20 protein-coding genes are annotated in these 24,280 nt (G+C 57.4%); 5 read left to right on the forward strand and 15 right to left on the reverse strand.

What is annotated here, in order from left to right; genetic code table 11:
• Positions 1-16 precede the first annotated feature (16 nt).
• The gene (locus tag M8014_RS12255) at positions 17-1,483 is read left to right on the forward strand and encodes a pyridoxal phosphate-dependent decarboxylase family protein (RefSeq protein WP_271282715.1); all 1,467 of its coding nucleotides are present in this window, start codon (positions 17-19) and stop codon (positions 1,481-1,483) included.
• Between the two features lie 51 nt (positions 1,484-1,534).
• On the opposite strand, the gene M8014_RS12260 is transcribed toward M8014_RS12255, so the two are convergent.
• From M8014_RS12260 to M8014_RS12270, 3 genes are read right to left on the reverse strand one after another with little or no spacing between them, the layout of a single operon-like run.
• The gene (locus tag M8014_RS12260; protein WP_271282716.1) at positions 1,535-3,733 is read right to left on the reverse strand and encodes a polysaccharide biosynthesis tyrosine autokinase; all 2,199 of its coding nucleotides are present in this window, start codon (positions 3,731-3,733) and stop codon (positions 1,535-1,537) included.
• Between the two features lie 5 nt (positions 3,734-3,738).
• Entirely contained in the window at positions 3,739-4,179 is a 441-nt protein-coding gene (locus M8014_RS12265; protein WP_271282717.1) for an arsenate reductase/protein-tyrosine-phosphatase family protein, read from the reverse strand.
• Positions 4,179-5,318 carry a polysaccharide export protein gene (locus M8014_RS12270; RefSeq protein ID WP_271282718.1) on the reverse strand — a complete coding sequence of 380 codons (1,140 nt, stop codon included), beginning with the start codon at positions 5,316-5,318 and terminating at the stop codon, positions 4,179-4,181. Before M8014_RS12270 ends, M8014_RS12265 begins: the two co-directional genes overlap by 1 nt.
• A gap of 495 nt (positions 5,319-5,813) precedes the next feature.
• On the opposite strand from M8014_RS12270, the gene M8014_RS12275 reads away from it, so the two are divergent.
• A complete protein-coding gene (locus M8014_RS12275; RefSeq protein ID WP_271282719.1) occupies positions 5,814-6,146 on the forward strand; it encodes an RcnB family protein in 333 nt (110 codons plus the stop codon).
• Between the two features lie 51 nt (positions 6,147-6,197).
• Here M8014_RS12275 and apbC read toward each other — a convergent pair whose 3' ends face one another.
• Positions 6,198-7,307 carry an iron-sulfur cluster carrier protein ApbC gene (apbC, locus tag M8014_RS12280; RefSeq protein ID WP_271282720.1) on the reverse strand — a complete coding sequence of 370 codons (1,110 nt, stop codon included), beginning with the start codon at positions 7,305-7,307 and terminating at the stop codon, positions 6,198-6,200.
• 136 nt (positions 7,308-7,443) lie between these two features.
• Here apbC and metG point away from each other — a divergent pair, with 136 nt between their 5' ends.
• Positions 7,444-9,477 (forward strand): methionine--tRNA ligase, encoded by a 2,034-nt coding sequence (gene metG, locus M8014_RS12285; protein ID WP_271282721.1) that lies wholly within the window; start codon positions 7,444-7,446, stop codon positions 9,475-9,477.
• A gap of 76 nt (positions 9,478-9,553) precedes the next feature.
• On the opposite strand, the gene M8014_RS12290 is transcribed toward metG, so the two are convergent.
• Genes M8014_RS12290 through M8014_RS12300 form a run of 3 tightly spaced genes read right to left on the reverse strand, consistent with a single transcriptional unit; the run spans position 9,554 to position 12,472 of the window.
• Entirely contained in the window at positions 9,554-10,024 is a 471-nt protein-coding gene (locus M8014_RS12290; RefSeq protein WP_271282722.1) for a YehS family protein, read from the reverse strand.
• Between the two features lie 46 nt (positions 10,025-10,070).
• Positions 10,071-10,790 carry a two-component system response regulator BtsR gene (gene btsR / locus M8014_RS12295; protein WP_271282723.1) on the reverse strand — a complete coding sequence of 240 codons (720 nt, stop codon included), beginning with the start codon at positions 10,788-10,790 and terminating at the stop codon, positions 10,071-10,073.
• Positions 10,784-12,472: a sensor histidine kinase gene (locus M8014_RS12300; RefSeq protein ID WP_271282724.1), complete on the reverse strand. Its 1,689-nt coding sequence runs from the start codon at positions 12,470-12,472 to the stop codon at positions 10,784-10,786. The genes btsR and M8014_RS12300 overlap by 7 nt, the downstream gene beginning before the upstream one ends.
• A gap of 218 nt (positions 12,473-12,690) precedes the next feature.
• Between M8014_RS12300 and mlrA the strand changes: the two genes are divergently transcribed.
• On the forward strand, positions 12,691-13,425 hold the full coding sequence (gene mlrA / locus M8014_RS12305; RefSeq protein ID WP_271282725.1) for an HTH-type transcriptional regulator MlrA: 735 nt from the start codon (positions 12,691-12,693) through the stop codon (positions 13,423-13,425).
• Between the two features lie 59 nt (positions 13,426-13,484).
• Positions 13,485-13,598 carry a protein YohO gene (locus tag M8014_RS12310; RefSeq protein ID WP_271268768.1) on the forward strand — a complete coding sequence of 38 codons (114 nt, stop codon included), beginning with the start codon at positions 13,485-13,487 and terminating at the stop codon, positions 13,596-13,598.
• On the opposite strand, the gene M8014_RS12315 is transcribed toward M8014_RS12310, so the two are convergent.
• From M8014_RS12315 to bglX, 8 genes are all read right to left on the reverse strand, one after another.
• Entirely contained in the window at positions 13,573-14,310 is a 738-nt protein-coding gene (locus M8014_RS12315; RefSeq protein WP_271282726.1) for an ABC transporter permease, read from the reverse strand. The two genes, M8014_RS12310 and M8014_RS12315, sit on opposite strands and share 26 nt — an antisense overlap.
• A complete protein-coding gene (locus M8014_RS12320) occupies positions 14,294-15,244 on the reverse strand; it encodes an ABC transporter ATP-binding protein (protein WP_271282727.1) in 951 nt (316 codons plus the stop codon). The genes M8014_RS12315 and M8014_RS12320 overlap by 17 nt, the downstream gene beginning before the upstream one ends.
• The gene (locus M8014_RS12325) at positions 15,237-16,394 is read right to left on the reverse strand and encodes an ABC transporter permease (protein WP_271282728.1); all 1,158 of its coding nucleotides are present in this window, start codon (positions 16,392-16,394) and stop codon (positions 15,237-15,239) included. Before M8014_RS12325 ends, M8014_RS12320 begins: the two co-directional genes overlap by 8 nt.
• 15 nt (positions 16,395-16,409) lie before the next feature.
• Positions 16,410-17,327: a glycine betaine ABC transporter substrate-binding protein OsmF gene (gene osmF, locus M8014_RS12330; RefSeq protein ID WP_271282729.1), complete on the reverse strand. Its 918-nt coding sequence runs from the start codon at positions 17,325-17,327 to the stop codon at positions 16,410-16,412.
• Between the two features lie 70 nt (positions 17,328-17,397).
• Positions 17,398-18,633 (reverse strand): MFS transporter, encoded by a 1,236-nt coding sequence (locus M8014_RS12335; protein WP_271282730.1) that lies wholly within the window; start codon positions 18,631-18,633, stop codon positions 17,398-17,400.
• A gap of 52 nt (positions 18,634-18,685) precedes the next feature.
• Entirely contained in the window at positions 18,686-20,245 is a 1,560-nt protein-coding gene (locus M8014_RS12340) for an MFS transporter (RefSeq protein ID WP_271282731.1), read from the reverse strand.
• Complete coding sequence (locus M8014_RS12345; protein ID WP_271282732.1) at positions 20,242-21,594, reverse strand: glycoside hydrolase family 28 protein; 1,353 nt, start codon at positions 21,592-21,594, stop codon at positions 20,242-20,244. The genes M8014_RS12340 and M8014_RS12345 overlap by 4 nt, the downstream gene beginning before the upstream one ends.
• A 307-nt stretch (positions 21,595-21,901) precedes the next feature.
• The gene (gene bglX, locus M8014_RS12350; RefSeq protein WP_271282733.1) at positions 21,902-24,199 is read right to left on the reverse strand and encodes a beta-glucosidase BglX; all 2,298 of its coding nucleotides are present in this window, start codon (positions 24,197-24,199) and stop codon (positions 21,902-21,904) included.
• Between the last annotated feature and the right edge of the window lie 81 nt (positions 24,200-24,280).

Genomic DNA, 24,280 nt, shown 5'->3' on the forward strand with positions numbered 1-24,280 from the left:
GGAGACGAAGCATAAGATGTCAGATTTAAACCCGATTTTGTCGTCATCGGCGCAAAGCATTGAAGCCTATCAGCAGGCTATCGAGCAGAGCACCCAGGCGGTCATGCAGTGGCTGAAACAGCCGGAAATGTACCAGGGTAAAACGGTCGCCGAGCTGCGCGAACGTATCAACCTGGATTTCAGCCCGGAAGGGCTGGGCAACGAAACCGCGATTGCGCGTGCCGTTGAATATTTCCTGAAAGACAGCCTGGCGGTGCATCATCCGCAGTGCGTAGCGCATCTTCACTGCCCAAGCCTGGTGGTAAGCCAGGCGGCGGAAGTGATGATCAACGCCACTAACCAGAGCATGGATTCCTGGGATCAAAGCCCGTCAGCGACCATTATCGAGATCAAACTGATTGAATGGCTTCGTACCCGCCTGGGTTATCAGGCTGGCGATGCGGGCGTGTTCACCAGCGGCGGCACCCAGAGCAACATGATGGGTCTGATGCTGGCACGCGATGCGTTCTTTGCGCGTCTTGGCCACTCGGTCCAGCAGGATGGTCTGGTGGGCGATCTGCGTAAAATTCGCGTTCTGTGCTCTGACAGCGCTCACTTCTCCGTGCAGAAGAACATGGCGCTGATGGGTCTGGGCTACCAGTCTGTCATCCAGGTGAAAACGGACGAATGTTCGCGTATGGATCTTAACGATCTGGCGGCGAAGATTGACCAGTGCAACGCCAACGGTGAGCAGATCCTGGCGATTGTTGCCACGGCAGGCACCACGGATGCGGGTGCTATCGATCCGCTGCGTGCAATTGCAGAACTGGCGGCGAAGCAGAATATCTGGGTTCACGTGGATGCGGCCTGGGGCGGCGCGCTGCTGATGTCCGAGAAGTATCGCGATTACCTGGACGGCATCGAGCTGGTGGATTCCGTTACCCTGGACTTCCACAAGCAGTTCTTCCAGACCATCAGCTGCGGGGCGTTCCTGCTGAAAGAAGCGCGTCACTATGAGCTGATGCGTTATCAGGCGGCGTACCTGAACTCCGAGTTCGACGAAGAGGCGGGCGTGCCGAACCTGGTATCCAAATCCCTGCAGACAACCCGTCGTTTCGACGCGCTGAAGCTGTGGATGAGCCTGGAAGCGCTGGGTGAGAAGAAATACGCTGAGATCATCGATCATGGCGTGACCATGGCCCAGCAGGTTGCCGCATACGTGACCGAGCAACCGCTGCTGGAACTGGTGATGCCACCGCAGCTGGCGAGTGTGCTGTTCCGCTTCCGTCCTGAGCAACAGCTGGATGACGCGGCCATTGCGCTGCTCAACCAGAAGATTGGTGATGCGCTGCTGGATTCGGGTCGTGCCAACGTTGGCGTGACCGAGCACAACGGTGTTACCTGCCTGAAGCTGACCCTGCTGAACCCAATCGTGACGCTGGAGGATGTCAAAGTCCTGCTGTCGCTGGTGGAACGTACGGCGCTCGAGCTGCTGTCTAAATAAGTCGTTATACCCGGTAGCCGCTCGGCTACCGGGTCTTTTCCCCTGTACATCCTATCGTCTTGCTGTCTTTGCGCCCTCGTTTTGCGCTGCGGAGTAACCGTAGGCGTCATAACCGGAGCTGTAATAGCTGGCGGCAGATTTCATGACATCGTTCAGAATGGCGCCTTTGATGTTGACCCCCATCTGCTGCAAACGTCGGTAGCTGACCTGCATCTCCCTGACGCTGGTGACGTTAAAGCGGGCAACCAGCAGAGTCGAGGCCGCAACGCCCCCCACCAGAGCGGCATCCGTGACGGCAAGAATGGGCGGGGTATCCACAATGACCATGTCGTAATGCTCACTGGCCCAGCGCATAAACTCGCGAAAACGGCTATGCATCAGCAGTTCAGAAGGATTCGGAGGGTATTGTCCACAGGTCACCACATCGAATTTGCCGCTGGCGTAGGTCTGGACGGCCTGCTGGAATTCTACCTTCCCTGACAGGACATCGGATAAACCCGCGTCGTTTTTCAGATCAAAAATATTGTGCACATAGCCTTTACGCATGTCGGCATCGATGAACAGCACGCGCTGTTCAACCTGCGCCACCAGCGCCGCCAGCGACGTGCTGACCAGCGTTTTGCCACAGTCCTGCGTCGGCCCGCTGAACATCAAGATATTATTCTGTGCATCCATCATGGCAAAATGCAGGCTGGTGCGTAATCCGCGAATGGCTTCGACAAAAATATCCAGCGGCCGGTCCACCGGCAAAAACGGCACGTCGGTAGTTTTATGCTTAAAGCACCAGGAGAAGTATTTGCCGCTTAAGAGAGTTTTTCTGCTCAGCCATTCTGAACGCGGCAGAGTGGCATAGACGTTGATGCCCTCACTTTCCAGTTGCTCCGGACTGTTGATACCGCGTCGCAGCGCCGACTTTGCCAGTACCAGCCCCATCGACACGAACAGTCCACACAGCGTCATCATCATCACGATCAGCGCTTTGCGCGGCTTTATGGGTGCAGGTTGCGTCACCGCCGTGTCAATAATACGCACATTGCCGATGGCGCTGGAGCGCGAGATGTTCAACTCCTGCTGGCGTGTCAGAAGCTGCAGGTACACCGCGCGACCTGAATCCACATCGCGGCTCAGGCGGACGATCGCCTGCTGTGTCGATGGCATCGCACTGACGCGTTTGTCTAGCCTGTCCCGCTCGCCTTCTAAGGTCAGACGCTTCTCCCGCAGTGCACGATACGTCGGATGGTCTTTTTTAAAGTGCTGCGAGATTTCGGCTTCGCGAAAGGTCAGCTCATTCAACTGATTCTCGACATTAACGATTTGCTCTAACACTGACTTGGCTTCCAGCGTCAAATCAACCGAATCACGTTTCTTACGATAGGCATTCAGACGCTCTTCAGCATCCTCAAGCTCGGTACGCACTAGCGGCATCTGTCGCTGAAGAAAGTCAAGACTCTTAGAATCCTGCGCCGCCTGACGGTCAATGTTTTGCTGCAGATAGCTTTGTGTGATGTGGTTCAGGGTGCGAGCAATGCGTTCGGGGTCGGTACCAGTAAGGCTCAACCCAATTATCCCGCTCTCTTTGCCCTGTTGTGTCACGCTAAAATTGCGGCTCAGGTCATTGATGGCTTCAAGCAGCGAGCGCTGCGTAATCGAAAAACGCGTGCCTGCTGGCGCAGACAATTCGCGAACCCTGATTGAGACACCCGCTTTATGCAATGACTCGCCAACATTTCCCTGCGCGCTAAAGCCTTCTCCTTCCAGCAGGTATTGACCCTCACTTTGAACTGTGAGGATGAGCGGCTTCACCTGCCCCTGAGAAGGCGGCAGCGTCAACACGTCAACGGTCAATATATCGGGTTGCTGGCCAATCAGGCGGGCCCAGATTTTGCCCACCAAGGGTAAGTAGACCGGGACTATCTCATCTCGTAAGCGCAGTGCCTCAACCGTTTCGCCGAGGATCATGCGAGATTTCATAAGATACATTTCAGCTGAAGAATTCGGTGCAAGGTCTGGTGAGAGCTGATTCAAGGTTTTGAGAATAGTGTTCTGATGCTTATCTTCTATTTGCACCATCGCATCAGCGATATACACCGGCGAAGTAAATAATGCGTAAATCCCCCCACAAAGCGCAAAAATTAGCGTGAGGCTAATGATACACCAGCGATGATCAATGAATTCTCCAACAAGGCGCGCCAGATCCAGCTCTTGGTTTTCTACAGTACAACCTTGTGTATTTATCGTTTTTGCCGACATGTCCGTCATTCCTTAACTTTAAGTCTTTTAGCCCATTCCTGACTCGCCTCACCAAGCTGGCGAAAGACGTACTCAAAAGCATCCATGCTTTTCCCGTAAGGATCAGGTATCTCCTGATTCTTCAACCATTGCCCAAACAACAGCGCTTTACCGCGTACCTCTGGTGCGATAAGTGAGATACGATTAATTTGCTCTGCTTCCATGGCGAGGATCAGATCGCTTTGCCGCATCATTTGGGCCGTCAGCTGGCGGCCGATATGCCCCACCAGAGAGATGCCATGCATCATCGCCACGCTCTGCGCCTGAGGATCCGCCCGGTGCCCAACCAGCGCGCTGATCCCAGCAGATGACACCTGTAGCCTCGGGAGTTGCTGCAGTAAAAGACGCTCTCCCAATGGTGAGCGACAGATATTGCCGGTGCAAATAACCAGAATGGAATGAATCATTATTCAGGCCAGGACTTAATAAAACGCACGGTTTCCGTCAGGTCATGCACGCCGGTGATGGTCGGTACAAGCTGAGTCAAAACCCGGTTCCAGCGTGACAGCGGTGCCGTTGTAACGTAGACGATGTCGTAGGGCTGCAGCTGAAACTCCGTGCCCAGCACCATAGCGGAGGCATCACGGGCGTTGAGCTGATAGATCTGCGCAATCTTGCCGTCAGGGCTTTTGCCAGAGGTGGAGCGGATGACAAAAATACCGGTGGCATCGGCCATGTCCTGATTCAACCCACCGGCATTGGAAAGCGCTTCGGCCAGCGTCATGCCGCTGCGGTCCATCTTCAGAGTGCTTTGCTTAATCACTTCACCCATCACAAACACTTTCAAGGCATCATTACGCGGAATAAACAGAATATCCCCCGGCCACAGCAACCGGTTTTGCGTAAGATCGCCATGCTGCATCAGGGCATACAGTGAAATGCGCGAGTCTTTGCCGTCATGCGTGAGCACCACGTTACGCCAGTCTGCGTCAGCCGAGAGGCCACCTGCCGCATTAATGGCATCCATGACCGTCAGCGGAATATTGGTGATGGGCTGCTGACCCGATTTGTTTACCTCGCCGGTGATATAGGCCTTTTGCGAACGGAATGCGGCGATACTGACATCGACCTGCGGGCTTTCAATCACCCGATCCAGTCGGGCAGTGATCTCTTCCCGCACCTGTACCAACGTTTTACCCGCAACGTGGAGTTTGCCGACGTAGGGATAAAAGAGCGTTCCGTCTGCGCCGACCCAGTTCCCGGTATCGCTGGCGCTGCGGTATTGCCCGGCTGGCGTGGTGAGTTCCGGGTGATCCCAGACGGTAATCATCAGCACATCCCCAGGCCCAATGCGGTATTCCCAGCGCGCTAATGCTTTATCGAGATTCGGATTTACCTGAGATTTAGCCCCGACGGGACGAAGCTTTTCAATAACAGAGGGCGTCAGCGGCCAGACATCCACTTTCTTATTAAGATCCAGCGGGTTGTCGGCCACGGCAACGTTATTTTTTCCGGAAGTATTTAGATGTTGTCCGGGAATAATTGTGCAGCCGGTTAATAAGATCGCTGCAAAAAAACCGGCACCTGCGCGGAGTGTCGTTTTCATTAATAATAAAACTCTGGTAATTGCGTTAATATTCCATTAATCCCGACGCGGAACGCGTAGCGAGCGCCATTAAGTAATTAAACAAAATGCATTTATAATTATACAGTTACAAAAATACCTGATAAAATCAGAGGACTCACCGTACTGATAACCACCTGATCATTGATTAAAAAAAGGAGAAACCAAAAGCAGGATCAATAATTCAAAACGCATCATAAACATAACGCTATAAAAAAAATACAATTCGACATTGATTATTTTGTCAGTGGCAGTCATTTAGGATTCTATAAAAGGAACTATTGATTAAGGCGTGTATAAATAACGTAGAATTCATACCATCAATAGTCAGCACTGCGCGACTGAACGTCTGAATGAACAGATTTGTTACATTTTTTCGCCAACGGGCCAGTTGGCAAAAACATAAAATAGCTCGCCTGTTGCTCGATGAGGGAACAGCAGAGCAAAGGTAACAGCCATGGTAAATCTGGAGAAAAAATGACTAAAGCAAAATTACTACTTCTGGGCGTAGTGATGTCAGTTGCGAGCGCGGCATTTGCAGCACCGAAGGCCGCAGCGGCACCCTCGGGCATCCAGGCCTATGAGGAAAAGGAGTTTATTGCCGATTTTACGAAATTTAAGATTGGTGATTTCGCCCCGGCACAGTACCTGACGCCTGAGTACACCATTAAACAGTACAATTTGCGCAACCTTCCTGCGCCGGCAGAAGGCACACACTGGACCTATATGGGTGAAAACTACGTCCTGGTAGGGAATACGGATGGCAAAATTATGAAGGTGTATAACGGCGATATCTTCTACCACCGTTAATCGACGCTTTTACTGCACTTCAGGCTGCCCGCAACGAGCAGCCTGAATGTTTTATACCGCGCGGAACGCGATATCGCCCGGGATAATCTCACCCTGCCAGTAAAGCTGCGCGGCGACACGATCCGCCAGCTGCCGATACATCTCTGTGAAATCACTCTCAGGACGGTTCACCACCGTCGGCTTACCGCTGTCCAGATCTTCACGCAGGGTGATATGCAGCGGCATCTGGCCGAGCAGTTGGGTATGATACTGCGCCGCCAGCTTCTCTGCGCCGCCGGAGCCAAAGATCGCTTCATGATGACCACATTTGCTGCAGATGTGCATGCTCATGTTTTCGACCACGCCCAGCACCGGCACCTCCACTTTTTCGAACATCACGATGCCTTTTTTGGCGTCGATCAGGGCAATGTCCTGCGGCGTAGTAACGACGACGGCCCCGGTAACCGGGATGTTCTGCGCCAGCGTCAGCTGAATGTCACCGGTACCCGGCGGCATATCCAGCACCAGATAATCGAGATCCGGCCACATCGTCTCCTGCAGCATCTGCATCAGCGCTTTGCTGGCCATCGGCCCGCGCCAGACCATGGCGTTATCATCAGTCACCAGATAGCCGATCGAGTTGGTCGCCAGTCCGTAGGCCATAATCGGCGCCATATGGGTGCCGTCAGGTGAGGTCGGACGTTGGTTTTCTGCGCCCAGCATGTTGGGGATCGACGGGCCATAGATGTCGGCATCCAGAATACCGACCTTTGCCCCTTCGGCGGCCAGCGCCAGCGCCAGGTTCACGGCGGTGGATGATTTGCCCACCCCGCCCTTGCCTGAGCTGATGGCAATAATGTTTTTCACGCCGTTTACGCCCGGGTGGTTTTTCACACGCTTGAGGGTGGCGATAGCGTGCGTCAGCTTCCAGTCAATGGCTTTTGCACCTGTGATGCGCAGCAGTTCAGCACTCGACTGCTCTTTCAGCGTCTCAAACGCGCTGCTCCAGACAAACGGCATCTGCAGTTCGATATGCAGGGTGTCATCCAGCCACGCCACGTGGTGCAGCGCTTTCAGCGTCGTGAGATTATGCTTCAAGGTTGGATGCTGAAAATTAGCCAGCGTACCGGCGACCATTGCGCGTAAGGCTTCCGGTGATTTGGCCTGGGATTGAGAACTCATCCCGACTCCTTTGTTCTTGTGAATAAGACCTTTGTCAGACAAGTTTACCTGAAAGGCCATGGTTTGTGCTTACTTAATAATGACCCTTTTGGTACTATCAAAAACCCTTTTTACTGTAAAAGAAGTAATGCCCACTATGACTCAAGTCGCGAAAAAAATTCTGGTAACGTGCGCACTGCCGTACGCAAACGGTTCAATCCACCTCGGCCACATGCTGGAGCATATCCAGGCTGATGTCTGGGTCCGTTACCAGCGAATGCGCGGCCATCAGGTTAACTTTATCTGCGCGGACGACGCCCACGGCACGCCGATCATGCTGAAAGCCCAGCAGTTGGGAATTTCTCCTGAGCAGATGATCACCGAAATGAGTCAGGAGCATCAGACCGATTTTGCCGGCTTCGACATCAGCTACGATAACTACCACTCGACGCACAGCGACGAGAACCGCGAGCTATCGGAGCTGATCTACACCCGCCTGAAAGAGAACGGTTTTATCAAAAACCGCACCATCTCTCAGCTCTACGATCCGGAAAAAGGCATGTTCCTCCCGGACCGTTTTGTGAAAGGCACCTGCCCGAAATGTAAGGCAGCGGATCAGTATGGAGATAACTGCGAAGTGTGCGGCGCGACCTACAGCCCGACTGAGCTGATTGAGCCAAAGTCCGTGGTCTCCGGCGCGACGCCTGAAATGCGTGATTCCGAACACTTCTTCTTCGACCTGCCGTCGTTCAGCGCGATGCTGCAGGCGTGGACCCGCAGCGGCGCGCTGCAGGAGCAGGTGGCGAACAAAATGCAGGAGTGGTTTGAATCCGGCCTGCAGCAGTGGGATATCTCCCGCGATGCACCGTACTTCGGCTTCGAAATCCCGGACGCGCCGGGCAAATATTTCTACGTCTGGCTGGATGCGCCAATCGGCTACATGGGTTCTTTCAAGAACCTGTGCGACAAGCGCGGCGACACCGTCAGCTTTGAAGAGTACTGGAAGAAAGACTCCACCGCCGAGCTGTATCACTTTATCGGCAAGGACATCGTCTACTTCCACAGCCTGTTCTGGCCAGCGATGCTGGAAGGCAGCAACTTCCGCAAGCCGACCAACCTGTTCGTCCACGGCTACGTGACGGTCAACGGCGCGAAGATGTCCAAATCTCGCGGGACGTTCATTAAGGCCAGCACCTGGCTGAACCATTTTGACGCCGACAGCCTGCGCTACTACTACACGGCGAAGCTCTCTTCCCGCATCGACGATATCGACCTGAATCTTGAAGATTTCGTCCAGCGCGTGAACGCGGATATCGTCAACAAAGTGGTCAACCTTGCCTCGCGTAATGCGGGCTTTATCGCCAAGCGTTTCGACGGTGTGATGGCCGCTGAGCTGGCGGATCCGGCCCTGTACCAGACCTTTATCGACGCAGCACAGACCATCGGCGATGCGTGGGAAAGCCGCGAGTTCGGCAAAGCCGTCCGCGAAATCATGGCGCTGGCCGATCTGGCCAACCGCTACGTTGACGAGCAGGCACCGTGGGTGGTGGCGAAACAGGAAGGCCGCGATGCCGACCTGCAGGCTATCTGCTCCATGGGTATCAACCTGTTCCGCGTGCTGATGTCCTATCTGAAGCCGGTTCTGCCGCAGCTGGCAGAACGTACCGAAGCGTTCCTGAACACCGAACTGAGCTGGGATAGCATCAACCAGCCGCTGCTCGGCCACAAGCTGAACGCGTTCAAGGCGCTATATAACCGCATTGAGATGAAGCAGGTTGAAGCGCTGGTCGAGGCCTCTAAAGAAGAGGTGAAAGCCGCAGCCGCACCGATCACCGGTCCGCTGGCGGATGAGCCGATTCAGGAGACCATCAGCTTTGACGATTTCGCCAAAGTCGATCTGCGCGTGGCGCTGATTGAAAACGCGGAATTTGTTGAAGGCTCCGACAAACTGCTGCGCCTGACGCTGGATCTGGGCGGCGAGAAGCGTAACGTCTTCTCCGGCATCCGCTCCGCATATCCGGATCCGCAGGCGTTGATTGGCCGCCACACGGTGATGGTGGCGAACCTCGCCCCGCGTAAAATGCGCTTTGGCATCTCGGAAGGGATGGTAATGGCCGCCGGCCCTGGTGGGAAAGATATTTTCCTGTTAAGCCCGGACAGCGGTGCGCAGCCTGGTCATCAGGTGAAATAAACGAAAAAGCCGGAGATTATCTCCGGCTTTTTTATGCCCTTTTGCCGGGTGGCGGCGTCGCCTTACCCGGCTAAAATCACGCTTTCGGGTGATGCACCCGATGGGTCAATCCGCGCAGGAAATTACGCAGAAACTGATCCCCACACTCGCGGTAATTTTTATGTTCCGCCGCGCGCATCATGGCGGTGATTTCCGGGACAGAGACACGGAACTTTTGCTCAGTCATGATCGCCAGGATATCGTCGGTCTTCAGGGAAAATGCGATACGCAGCTTTTTCAGCACCGTGTTGTTGTTAACACGACGCTCAAGCGCCAGCTCAGGGGCGGATTCATCTTTGCCGCGCTTGTCATAGATCAGACCATTCAGGAAGCCAGACAGGATGATATCCGGGCAGCGGATAAATCCCTCCTCATCTTCTTTTGTCATCCAGGTATCAAACCCGGCGGACGTGGCTTCCATGTCGGCAAGTGCAAGAATGCGCACCATGTCGTTATTATTTGCTTTCAGGGTGTAGCGCAGGCTACGAAGAATGTCATTACTAAGCATGAGTGCCTTTAACTGTCGGTGAAGCGATGGGCGCAGTGTACCAGTTTTACAGCCCTATCGCCTCTTTCAGGCTCTTCAGGTAGCGACGGCTGACCGGTACCGTCTGTCCTGCCCTCAGCACCAGCTCCGCCTGCCCGTTCTCCTCCAGACGGATCTCTTTCAGATGCGCCAGATTGACCAGAAACTGACGATGACAGCGCAGCAGTGGCGTGCGGCTCTCCAGCGTTCTCAGCGTCAGTTCGGTAAAGCCCTCTTTGCCTTCGTGGCTGGTAACAAATACCCCACTCATCCGGCTGCTGACAAAGGCCACGTCGTCCATCTGCAGCAGATAAATACGGCTGTGGCCGGAACAGGGGATGAACTTCAGCGGCTGCTGGTTTTCCGCCAGCAGCGACACATCCTGCACGCTCCGCTCCTGACGCAGGCGGCTCAGGGTCTTTTCCAGCCGCGGCTCTTCAATGGGTTTGAGTAGATAGTCAAAGGCATGCTCTTCGAACGCTTTTACCGCGTATTCATCAAAGGCGGTGAGAAACACAATATAGGGCCGGTGCTCCGGGTCGAGCATTCCCACCAGCTCCAGGCCGCTGATACGCGGCATCTGGATATCCAGAAACAGCACATCCGGGCGCAGTTTATGCACCGCGCCGATGGCTTCGATGGCGTTGGCGCACTCACCGACAATCTCGATATCGCTCTGCCCCTGCAGCAGGAAGCGCAGGTTTTCCCGCGCCAGAGGCTCATCATCAACAATCAGCACATTTAACATGCGTGTTCCTCCAGAGGCAGTCTTAAGGTTATGCGGGTAAATCGGTCCGGCTCGCAGGCGACGGTGATCCCGCAATTCTCACCAAAGTGGGCACGCAGGCGTTTATCTACCAGCCCCATCCCCAGGCCGCCGCCCTCTTGCGCAGAGGTATACAGCCCGGCGTTATCTTCAATATCCAGCACCAGATAGCCATTGAAGCGGCTGGCGGTAATGGCTATCTCGCCGGTGCCCAGCAGCTGCGACGTCCCGTGCTTGATCGCATTTTCCACAATCGGTTGTAAGGTGAAGGCGGGCAACTGCTGCCAGGCCAGCTCATCCGGCACCAAGAGCTGCACCTGCAGGCGGGACTGGAAGCGCGCCTTCTCGATTTGCAGATAGGCATTCACGTGCTCAATCTCATCGGCGAGGGTGACAATTTCGGACGGCCGCTTCAGGTTTTTACGGAAAAAGGTCGACAGAAACTGCACCAACTGGCTCGCCTGATCGCTGTCCCGACGGATCACCGCCTTCAGGGTATTAAGGGCGTTAAACAGGAAATGCGGATTGACCTGGGCATGCAGCAGCTTGATTTCCGACTGGGTCAGCAGCGCCTTCTGCCGCTCGTACTGCCCGGCGAGGATCTGCGCCGACAGCAGCTGGGCAATCCCCTCCCCGAGGGTACGGTTGATGGAGCTGAACAGCCGGTTTTTAGCTTCATACAGCTTGATGGTACCCATCACCCGCTGGTTTTCGCCGCGCAGGGGAATCACCAGCGTCGAGCCCAGCTTACATTGCGGGTGCAGCGAACAGCGGTACGGCACTTCATTGCCGTCGGCGTACACCACTTCCCCGGTCTCAATGGCCCGCAGCGTATAGGTTGAGGAGATCGGTTTGCCGGGCAGATGATGATCGTCGCCGGTACCGGTAAAGGCCAGCAGCCGCTCGCGATCGGTGATGGCGACGGCGCTGATATCCAGCTCCTGGTGCAGCACCTGTGCCACCTTCATGCTGTTCTCTTCGTTAAAGCCCTGCCGCAGGATCCCCTCCGTTGAGGCCGCTACCTTCAGCGCGGTAGCCGAAAAGGCAGAAGTATACTTTTCAAACATCGCCCGCTTGTCGAGCAGAATGCGCATAAACAGCGCCGCGCCCACCGTGTTGGTGACCATCATCGGCGCGGCAATATTGCCGACCAGATGCAGGGCATTATCGAACGGGCGGGCAATCAGCAGGATGATCAGCATCTGTACCAGCTCAGCGACCAGGGTGACAACCCCCGCCGTCAGCGGGCTAAAGACTTTATCCGGGCGCCCGCGTCGGACCATAATGCTATGCACCAACCCGCCGAGCAGCCCTTCGACAATGGTCGAAATCATACAGCTCAGGGCGGTCATGCCGCCCATTGAGTAGCGGTGCAGCCCACCGGTGAGTCCCACCAGCCCGCCGACCACCGGGCCGCCGAGCAACCCGCCCATCACCGCGCCAATGGCACGGGTGTTGGCGATAGAATCCTCAATATGCAGACCCAGATAGGTGCCCAGGATGCAGAAAATCGAGAACGTGACATAGCAGAGCAGCTTGTGGGGCAGGCGAACGGTAACCTGCATCAGAGGAATAAACAGCCGCGTTTTACTCATCAGCCAGGCGATGACCAGAAACACGCACATCTGCTGTAGCAGCAGCAACACCAGATTAAATTCGTACATACCTGGAAACCGAAAACTCTAAAAGCGCGTAACATACACTGATGCGCTGTAACTTTCTTTGTGGCCGTTCTGGAAAGATGGTTTTTCGTGTCCAGCATCACATCTTTTCCTTAACATAATCTGATTATCGCATTTTTTGTGCAAAAAAAGAGCAGCCCTTCCTGGTTCGACAATCTGCGACTACAGTTAATCTGGGTAAGCGCAAGCCGGGGGATTCCATGGCGCTGTATACGATAGGGGAAGTAGCACTCCTGTGTGATATCAATCCTGTAACGTTACGAGCATGGCAGCGGCGTTATGGATTACTTAAACCGCAGCGAACCGACGGTGGACACCGCCTGTTCAATGATGCCGATATCGACCGGATCCGTGAGATTAAAGGCTGGATCGATAACGGCGTCCAGGTGGGCAAAGTCAAATCGTTGCTGAGCCCGGAAAACAGCGATGAACAGGATATCTGGCGTGAACAGCAGGAGGTGCTGCTGCGCTATCTCCAGTGCGGTCATCTGCATCGCCTGCGCGTGTGGCTCAAGGAGCGAGGCAGCGAATACCCCGCCCAGACCTTAATTACCTCTCTTTTCATTCCGCTACGTCGACGCCTGCAATCACAACAACCCACCCTTCAGGCCCTGCTCAGCGCGCTGGATGGCGTACTGATTAACTACATCTGTATTTGCCTGGCCTCGGCGCGCAAGAAGAACAGCAAAGATGCGCTGGTGGTCGGCTGGAATGTTCACGACACCACCCGCCTGTGGCTGGAAGCGTGGATTGCCGCCCAGCAGGGCTGGCGAGTCGATGTGCTGGCGCACTCGCTGGTGCAGCTGCGCCCGGAGCTGTTCGATGGCCAGACGCTGCTGGTGTGGTGTGGCGAGTCGCCTACGGCCGCTCAGCAGCAGCAGCTTACCCGGTGGCAGGAAAATGGTTATCCGGTGTTCCCGCTAAACGGCAATTAATGGTTCATTAACACCTGCGCTTCACCGTATAATCGTGCCGATAACATAAGGAGCACATTATGAACGCAGCCAAAGTGGCCGTTATTACCCTGTTCGTTCTCATGGCTGTCAGCGGTATCGGCGGCGTGATGCTGGCAGGCTATTCGTTTATTGTTCGCGGCGGTGTCGGCTGAGTCTCTGCGCCAGCCGCTCAAACGCGCGATCCACCACAATCGCTGCCAGCGCCACCAGCACGGCCCCCTGAATGATGTAGGCGGTATTAAAGCCGCTTAAGCCGATAATGATCGGCGTTCCCAGTGTGTTCGCCCCCACCGTAGAGGCAATCGCCGCCGTTCCGATATTAATGATGACAGAGGTGCGGATCCCGGCCAGCATCACCGGTGCCGCCAGCGGCAGCTCGACGTTGCGCAGACGCTGCCAGCCGCTCATTCCCATCCCCTCAGCCACGCTGATGGCCGCCGCAGGTACCGCCGCCAACCCTGCCAGCGTCGCCTGTAAAATCGGCAGCACGCCGTAGAGGATCAGAGCGACAATTGCCGGCTGCTGACCAAAACCCATTACCGGCACCGCAATCGCCAGCACCGCCACCGGCGGAAAGGTCTGTCCGACCGCCGCAATGGTCTCGACCAACGGGCGAAACTCGCGTCCAGCCTCGCGAGTGACGGCGATCCCGGCGCCGATCCCCAGCGCCATCGCCAGGACGCTGGAGACCCCCACCAGCCAGAAGTGGGAAAGCGTCAGGCTGAGAAAGCTCTCCTGCTGATAGACCGGGCGCGGCAGCGCGGGAAACAGCGCGCTGAACAGCGGTGCGCTGTAGGGCATCACCAGCAGCAGGGTGATAAACAGCGTCACCAGCCACAGGAGCGGATCACGGAGCCACATCATCCCCTGCCTCCGTTCGCAGCAGATCGCGAAAATAAAGGGTGCCGCACGGCTGATTGTGCTCATTGACCACCGGCAGGGCTTCGCAGCGACAGGTGACAAACGCCGAGAGCGCATCCCGCAGGCTCATGGCGTCGCGCAATGGGGTGGCGTCGCTCGGGGCAATCTCCTGGCGCATGGATCCGCCTACCGTCCGCAGCGACAGCAGGCGCACGCCCAGCTCGCTGCGGCCAAAAAATTCGCGTACAAAGGCATTCTCCGGCTGGGTCAGCAGGGTCAGGGGCGTGCCCTGCTGCACCACGTTGCCGTGGTCCATCAGCACCAGATGATCGGCCAGCCGCAGGGCTTCATCGATATCGTGGGTCACCAGAATAATGGTGCGCCCGAGAATACGGTGAATGCGGGTCATCTCCATCTGCAGCGCACCGCGGGTGACCGGATCGAGCGCGCCGAAGGGTTCGTCCATCAGCAGCACCTCCGGGTTAGCCGCCAGAGCACGCGCCACGCCGACCCGCTGCTGCTGGCCGCCAGAGAGCTGGTGCGGATAGCGCTCCCGCAGCACCGGATCCAGCCCCAGCAGGGCCATCAGTTCATCCACACGATCGTTAATTTTTTGCCGGGGCCATTTTTGTAGCTGCGGCACGGTGGCAATGTTGCGCGCCACCGTCCAGTGCGGAAACAGGCCAATCGACTGAATGGCGTAGCCCATCCGTCGACGCAGCGCCAGCATCGGCAGGCTGCGGATCTCCTCCCCGGCGAAGCGGATCAGACCGCTGTCATGCTCTACCAGCCGGTTGATCATCTTCAGGGTGGTGGATTTGCCCGAGCCCGAGGTGCCAATAAGCACCGAAAAGGCCCCTTCGGCAAAGGTCAGGTTCAGGTTGTTGACGGCGGGTTGCCCGGCAAAAGTTTTGCTTACGTCATGAAACTCAATCATTGGAACTCCTTTTGAGCAGGGCTATCCACAGCGCGAACAGGGCGTCGATCACCACCGCCAGCGCAATGGTCGGCACCACGCCCAGCAGCACCAGATCGAGGGCGCTGCTCAGCAGCCCCTGGAACACCAGCGCACCAAATCCCCCTGCGCCAATCAACGCCGCAATCACCGCCATCCCTACCGTCTGCACCGCCACCACTCGCAGGCCGCGCAGCAGCACCGGCAGCGCCAGCGGCAGCTGGATCTGCCAGAAGCGTTGCCTGCTATTCATTCCCATCGCGTCGGCGCTCTCCAGCACCTCGGCTGGCACCTGGATCAGCCCCGCCAACACCCCGCGCGCCAGCGGCAACAGGGCGTAAAGCACCAGGGCAATCAGCGCCGGGGTCATGCCGGTCCCGGCAATACCCAGCGACGACAGCCAGGGCCAGGCACGGGTCAGTCCGGCCAGGGGCGCAATCAGCAGGCCAAACAGTGCCACCGAGGGAATGGTCTGAATAACGTTCAGCACTGCAAAAACCGGTCCCTGATAGCGCGGCTGGCGATAGCAAAACATCCCCAGCGGTACGCCCATCAGCAGCGCCGGAAACAGGGTCCCCAGCAGCAGGGTCAGATGCTGTGTCAGGGCGTCATTAAAGACATCCTGCCGGTTGGCATACTCCTTGAGCAGCGACAGGGCGTTAAGTTCGCCGTGAAAAAGCAGCAATAATGGCAGGATCCAGATTTGCGCCTGCAGCAGCCAGCGCCAGAGCGGCTGCGGGCTGAGTCGGCGGATAACATCGCTACAGGCCAGCAGGCTCAATGCCAGCCACAGCCACAGCCCGCTGCCCACGCCGGTGCGCGCCAGCGGGCTTTCACTGCTGGCGAGGTGCGAGGCGGCAAGCCCGGCGCTCCAGACCAGCAGGGTAAACAGCAGCTGGCAGACCGCCAGCGTCGCAACCAGCGCCCAGCGCCCGCGCACCAGGGTTAACCCCAGCAGCAGGCCCAGCGGCAGGAACAGCAGCGCAGGCGAAAACGACCACACCTGCCATGCCGCGCGCCCTACCCCGGACATCAGCCGGTTAGGGGCGAAATTCACAAACGGCAGCGCGCCTGCAACCACGGCAATCATCGCCAGCAGTAGCAGGACGCGGTTATGACATCGTATTGGCACCGAACAATCCTGGGGCTACTTAACCAGCCCTTTTTGCTTCAGGTAATCTGCCGCCACTTTTTTGGCATCCAGCCCTTCGACTGCAATGCTGGCATTCAGCTGCTGCAGGGTTTTCTCGTCGAGGCTGGCAAACACCGGCTTCAGCCACGCGTCCAGCTGCGGATAGGCTTTCAGCACCGCCTCGCGCACCACCGGGGTCGGGGCATAGATCGGCTGAACGCCTTTCGGGTCGGTCAGGGTTTGCAGGCCGAGCGCCGCGACCGGGCCGTCGGTGCCGTAAGCCATCGCCGCGTTCACGCCGGAGGTCTGCTGGGCCGCCGCTTTAATGGTCACTGCGGTATCGCCGCCCGCCAGCGACAGGAGCTGGCTCTGATCGAGCTTAAAGTCATAGGCTTTTTCAAACGCCGGCAGGGCATCCGGGCGCTCGATAAACTCGGCCGAGGCGGCCAGCTTAAAGTCCCCTTTCTCTTTCAGGTAGCGGCTGAGATCGTCCAGCGAGGTGAGTTTGCCTTTTTCCGCCAGATCCTTGCGCACCGCAATGGTCCAGGTGTTGTTGGCCGGGGCCGGGGTCAGCCAGATCAGGTGGTTCTTCTCCGCATCAAGCTTTTTGACTTTCTCATACCCATTCTTTGCATTTTTCCATGCCGGGTCGTTTTCATCTTTGAAGAAGAAGGCTCCGTTGCCAGTGTATTCCGGGTAGATATCCAGCTCGCCAGAGGTGATCGCTCCGCGCACCACCGGGGTGGTGCCAAGCTGGACTTTATTGACCGTTTTAACGCCGTGGCTTTCCAGCACCTGCAAAATGATATTGCCGAGCAGGGCGCCTTCTGTATCGATTTTCGACCCGACTTTAATCGGCTCCGCCGCCTGTAATGGCAGGCTCAGCGCCGCCAGCAGCGCCGCCGAGCCTAAAATCCCCTTTGAGATCGTCATTCCAATGCCCTCGTTATTTTGCCGCCGTTTTCAGAGGCTTGAGAGAAAAGCGTAGACGATAAGCGGGCGTTTAGCGCAACTCCGGCAGTTTTAACGGCAGGGTCAGCACGCTGGCAGCAAAGTACAGAATGGCGATGACCCACAGCGTCCCCTCGACGCCGAAAGGGGCTACGCACAGGGTAACGATCAGCGGCCCGACAAAGTTACTCAGGCCGGACCCCAGATTCAGACACGAAATGGCCGCGCCTTTGTTATCCGGGAGCAGCGATGGGATCAGCGCGCTGAGCGGCCCGAAAGCGCCCAGCCCGATGGCGTACAGCGCCAGGGCGCAGAACAGCGCGGTTTCACTGTTGCCAAACAGCACTGGGGCATAGCACACCGCCAGCATCGCCAGTCCGCAGAGGGTGCCGGAGAACCAGGCCACCGTATTGCGCCAGCCGATGGTGTCGCCCAGCCAGCCAAAGAAGTAGCTGGCGAAGATGTTGACCACGTTTACCAGCCCCCAGATGGTGAGCCATTGCGCAATGCTGAAGCCAAAGTGCGGCAGGTAGACCGGCATCAGGATCACCAGCGAAAATTTGCCGATATCGTTGATGGTTTTGACGATTACCGCGAGACGCATTGTCGGCTCGCGCACCAGCACCCTGATTCCTTCGCTCAGGGCCGCGCCCATGCTGCCGCCCTGCTCCACCTCCGGGCGGTCCTGATTCAGCACCAGCGCACAGACCGCCCCCAGCACCACAAAAACAAAGCCGCTCAGCAGGGTGGTGGTTTCGCCAATTGCGGGCAGCATCACCCCGGAGTACCAGGGCCCGACGATAGTCATCCCCACGCCAAAGGCGATCCAGAACCAGGAGACCGCGCGTCCGAGAATACGCGGCTCGCAGCGCTGGTTAATCCACACCAGAAACGAGTAGGCAAACAGTGGATAGGCCACGCCGCGCAGGGCATAGCTCGCTACCATCAGCGGGTAGTTCCCCTGCGGCAGGGCATAGCCGATAAACGGAATCGAGCCGATAAAGTAGACCGCCGTCGCCGCCCACATCAGACGGCGCAGGCCAAGCACGCCTGCGCCTATTCCGGAGAACCACGATACCACCGCCACGCACAGGCCAAACACTGACGACAGCAGGCTGATGTGGAAGGCGTCGAAACCGCGGTGTTGCAGCATCGAGGCCAGCCAGCTCTGCTCGATGGTGGCCCCGGTAATGAAGAGAAAAATCCCGATAAAGCCCCAGCTCAGTTCGCGGGGGAGTCCCAGCCTGGCCCAGAGCCCGTGCTGAATGTATACGCTGTGTTCTGTCATTTTGCTTCGTCTTGAGCAGACCGGGCCCACAAGCCCGGTCCGGGTTGGAGGGTCAGGCGTTGGTCAACTGCGCCGGGCTCTGGCGCGCCAGCATCCGTTTGCGGTTGAGATAACCCACGGTGTTGTCGCCCCAGCAGTGCTCGTACGGCATACCGGTCAGGCTTTCGATGACCCGGCGGTTTTCTGCACTGACACTGGCTTTGCTGCCGCCCTGCTTCAGGCGCGCCACCTCGTCGTTAAGAATGGCGTGCGTCCGGCTGTTAACGCGGAACTGGAAGGCCGACCAGATCCCCCAGAGGGTGAGGATCACCGGGAGCACAATCATGATCACCATGATCATGTTGATGGCCGACTGGGGCTGGGTGCTCTGGCCGGAGACAAAGCCGGACATCTGCAGCGCCACCCCGACGAGGAAAATCGACATCGCCTGCGAGGCTTTACGCAGCAGGCTCATAAAGCCAGCGAAGATCCCCTCCCGCCGCTGGCAGGTGAGGATCTCATCCACGTCCGCCACGAAGGTGTAGTTATTCCATGGAATGGCATAGATCCCGCCGCGCGCCAGACCGGCAATCGCCGCTCCGGCGTACAGCATCATCATGCCGCTGGTTTCGCTGAAGTAGGCCGACACCAGCAGCGCAAAGGCCACCAGCCCCATCGACGCCTGAGTGGCAAAGGCGCGGGACGGGGAATAGCGCAGGGTCAGCCAGGTAGCAATGCCAACACCAAAGAACTGCAGAGCGTTGATCACGCCAAGCAGGTTCGAGGCCATCACCGACGAGGTCATCAGGGCAAAGACCACGAAATAGGTAAACACCGAGTTAAAAATATCCTGAGCTACCGAGCCGCCGAGGTACATCCCCAGATGCGAACGGAAGGTTTTGATTTTCAGAGTCGAGACGAAATCGTAATAGATATGGTAGATGCGGGTCGCCAGCGGCTCTTTCTCTTCTTCTTCGTCGTGGACTTCGCTCTGCTGGATCTCCTCAAGCGTTCGTTCCCAGGTCCCGAAGTAGACAAAGAACAGCACGATCATAAAGGAGACGGTGAAGATGGCCCCGGTATAAAAGAACGAATCTGACGACTCCGGGCCGAAGTACGCCACCAGACGCCCCGGCAGGAACGCGGCGGCAAAACCGGCCAACTGGGCAATGTACATGCGGGCGCTGGTGAGCTTAGAACGCTTGTTGAAATCAGAGGTCATCTCTGCCGACAGGGTGTCGTAAGGGATGATGATCATGGTGTAGACGATCTCAAACAAAATGTAGAACAGCAGGTACATCCAGTAGTTGAAGCCTTCGACCCACAGCAGGCTGTAAACCGACACCAGCGGAATACTGGCCAGCAGGAAGAAGCGGCGGCGGCCAAAGCGACGGCCGAGTGCCGTTTTATGGAAGTTATCGGAAACGTAACCGATGACCGGACACATGATCACATCGACAATGCGCGCCACTGCAAACAGCGAACCCGCTTCGATCGGCGAGAGTCCGCAGAAAGTGGTTAAGAAGAACAGCAGCCAGGCGCTGACCAGCGTAAACGCGCCGGAGCCGATCACGTCGGCCAGTCCGTAGCAGACGTAGTTACGCAGTTTTATTTCACGCACTTTTTTTATCATTTTCTGTTTCCTGACTGTACCGGATAAACCCGGATCGCCTCGTCATCCCAGCCTGCCGGGAGCGGCTGCGGACGGGTAATGGTGAGGCCATTAAGCTGTAACCCCTGAACGCCGGTGGCATACAGCGCAGGCAGGCCGTGCGGATAAGGCTCAACCCCGTGCGCGCGCCCGGTTTGCGGATTGACGAGATAGGCGTTATCCAGCCCCATTCCGGTTGGTCGCTCGGGATTGCAGGGCGGGCGCACGTCGTAGCTGCCCTGCTCGTCGCTCACGCTCAGCTGCTGGGAGAAGGTCAGGCCGTTGAAGGTAACGTCGCGAATCGCGCCCGGAATGTCGCTGTGCAGGTTGATGGCCCCCTCCCCGCTACCGCTGAGGTTGGAAAAGGTGACCAGGCGAATCTGCCCCGGTGCGATATCCGGTGCGCGATGGCGAACCGAGACAAACACCGGATCGGCTTTGCCCCAGTGGCACGGGTCACCGTGGTGGCAGTCGAAGAGAATATTGCTGAACAGCATCTGGCTGAACTGGCCACCATCCCGGGAGACCAGGCCGATGGCGCGATTGGATTCGAAGATAACGCAGTTGTTAACCGCGATATTGCGGATATCGGCGAAGGTTTCGGTCCCGACTTTGATCGCGCAGCTCTTCGAGCGGATGATGCAGTTGTTGACCGTGACGTTCTCTGTCGCCTGCTGAAGTTCCGCCGCTTTGGCGGTGGTTTTCAGGCAGATGCCATCATCGGCAGCGCTAAAATAGCTGTTGCTGAGGTGAACATGCTGGCAGCTGTCGATATCCAGCGCATCGGTATTGGAGAGCGTCAGATCGTTGTCGATGGTGAGGTTGTTGATAAAAACGTGTTTACAGCAGACCAGGTGCGCGGTCCACATCGGCGCGTCGCACAAGGTGATATCCGCGATCCGCACCTGCTGGCAGCCCTCCAGCACCAGCATTCGCGGGCGGTGGGTTTTCGGCTGGCGATAGCCCTGGGCATCAGGCTGTGGAGCAAACCAGGCGCGGGCGTTACCGTCGATACAGCCTGCACCGCTGAGCGTCAGGTGCTGCGCATCGCGAGCGTACAGCAGCGCCATCCGCGACAGCTCCGCCATGCTTTGCGTTTCGGCAACCTGATAGTCAGCCTCGTGCGGGCTGGCCAGCAGACGCGCGCCCGCCTCCAGGTGCAGGGTGAAGCGTGACGGCAGCACCAGCGTGCCAGTCAAGTAAGTGCCGGGCGTCACCACCAGCGTGCCGCCACCCGCCTGCGCCAGGGTATCTATTAAGCCCTGCAGGGTGTGGGTGACAAGAGACAGACCGCTGCGGTCGAGATTGACATCATCTAAGGAGAGCTTCATGTGGATACCTGTCAGCTATTAAGTGACAGGCATTTAACGCCGTTTCAGGCCATGGCTGGCGGGGGGATTCCGCGGATTTTTAACGAAGAGTGAACAGCATCACGGCGGGATGACGCACCGCAAAGTGCTTTTGATGGGGTTCACGTTTTGGCAGGCAATGCAGCGATGAAATGTGAAAATCATCACAGTTCATCATCAGGCGTGCGGGATAAAAGCGAGGGTTAACCGCGTTTGAGGACAAAGGGAAGAAAAATTGCGGGGCCGGTCACGAATGACGTGGACCGACCCCGTTTGGCTATTGCCGGGTTTACAGCAGTTCGAACTCGCCTTTGTTCACGCGGGCAGAATCAACACCAATAAAGACGTTGAATTTGCCCGGCTCAGCGTCATATTTCATCTGCTGGTTCCAGAACTTAAGCGCATCGACGTCAATCGGGAAGCTGACGGTTTTGGTTTCGCCCGGCTTCAGGTTCACCTTCTCAAAACCGCGCAGCTGTTTCACCGGACGGCTCATCGAGGCGGTGACATCCTGCACGTACAGCTGCATTACCGTCGCCCCTTCACGTTTGCCGCTGTTGGTCACTTCCACACTGGCGGTCACGCTGCCGTCACGTGCCATGGTCGGGGAGGACATTTTTACGTCAGACACGGTGAAGCTGGTGTAGCTCAGGCCATAACCGAACGGATACAGCGGGCCGTTGGCTTCGTCGAAATAGCGCGAGGTGTACTTGTTCGGCTTATCGGCGTTATACGGGCGACCGGTATTCAGGTGGCTGTAGTAAACCGGGATCTGCCCCACGGAGCGCGGGAAGGACATCGGCAGTTTGCCCGACGGGTTGTAATCGCCGAACAGCACGTCGGCAATGGCGTTACCGCCCTCGGTGCCGGCGAACCAGGTTTCCAGAATCGCGTCAGCCTGCTGATTCTCTTCTACCAGCGCCAGCGGACGACCGTTCATCAGCACCAGTACCAGCGGTTTGCCGGTGGCTTTCAGCGCGGCAATCAGCGCCTTCTGGCTCTGCGGGAGGGTGATATCGGTACGGCTCGACGCTTCATGCGCCATCCCCTGGGCTTCACCCACCACGGCAACCACGACGTCAGACTGTTTCGCCGCATTCACCGCTTCGTCAATCATCTCCTGCGCCGGACGCGGATCGACCTTCACCGCCTCTTCGTACTGGTTGAGGAAGGTGACGATATCCTGGTCGCCGGTGACGTTCGCACCTTTGGCGTAAATCACCTTGCCCTTGTCACCAAGTGCATTCTGGATGCCGGTCAGCACGGTCACAGATTGATCCGCCACGCCTGCGGCAGACCAGCTGCCCATCACGTCACGCTTGCTGTCAGCCAGCGGCCCCACCACCGCAACGGTGCCGGATTTGCTCAGCGGCAGCGTCTCGAGACGGTTCTTCAGCAGCACCAGGCTTTCACGCGCCACGTCGCGCGCCTCTTTGCGGTGCAGGCGGCTTTCGGCGTTGGTGTCTTCTGGATCGGACTCTACTGGCCCCAGATGGCTGTACGGATCGTTAAACAGCCCCATGTCATACTTCACGTTCAGCACGTGGCGGGCGGCGTCATCCAGCTCGGCCATCGTGACTTTGCCGCTTTTAATCAGCCCCGGCAGGTATTTGCTGTAGTACTCGTCGCTCATACTCATGTTGATGCCGGACTTCAGCGCCACGCGGACCGCATCTTCCGGATCGGATGCCGCGCCGTGTTTAATCAGCTCTTTGATCGCCCCGTGGTCGGACACGGTGATGCCCTTAAAGCCCCACTGGTCGCGCAGGACGTCTTTCAGCAGCCAGGCGTCGGAGGTCGCCGGGGTGCCGTTCAGGGAGTTCAGCGCCACCATTACCGCGCCGCTGCCCGCATCCAGTCCCGCTTTGTACGGCGGCATATAGTCGTTGAACAGGCGCTGCGGGCTCATATCAACGGTGTTGTACTCTTTCCCGCCTTCGACGGCACCGTAGGCGGCGAAGTGCTTAACGCTGGTCATCACCGCATAGCGATCCGCCGGGCTTTTGCCCTGCATTGCTTCAACCATGGTTTTGCCCATCGTCGCGGTCAGGTAAGTGTCTTCACCAAAGCCTTCCGAGGCGCGGCCCCAGCGCGGATCGCGCGAGACATCCACCATCGGCGCCCAGGTCATGTTCAGGCCGTCGTCCGCCGCTTCATAGGCCGAGACGCGTCCGACCGTTTTCACTGCATCAAGATTAAAGGAGGAGGCCAGCCCGAGGCTTATCGGGAAGACGGTACGCTGACCGTGGACCACGTCATAGGCAAAGAACAGGGGAATTTTCAGATGGCTGAGTTCCATCACCTGATCCTGCATTTTGCGGATATCCTGACGGGTGACGGTGTTGAAAATCGCCCCCACCTGCCCGGCTTTGATCATCTCGCGAATCGCCTCTTTCGGGTTATCCGGGCCTACGCTGATCAAACGCAGCTGGCCGATTTTCTCATCGACCGACATTTTTGTGAGCAGGTCAGTAACAAATGCGTCCCGGGCTTCCGGCGTCAGCGGATGATTGCCAAACAGGTCATCTGCCAGCGCAGGTTGCAACGCCAGACTCACAGCGATACCTACAGAACAAAGCCATTTCATCTCGTTTACTCTCTCATCAAAAACCGCCGGATAGTCGCGGCCAGACCGTGCGAAGAGCGCAGTGTGCCATAAACCCAGAGC

Origin of the sequence: Silvania hatchlandensis (genome assembly GCF_025564065.1) — a bacterium.
In the GTDB taxonomy this organism is placed as follows: Bacteria; Pseudomonadota; Gammaproteobacteria; order Enterobacterales; family Enterobacteriaceae; genus Enterobacter; species Enterobacter hatchlandensis.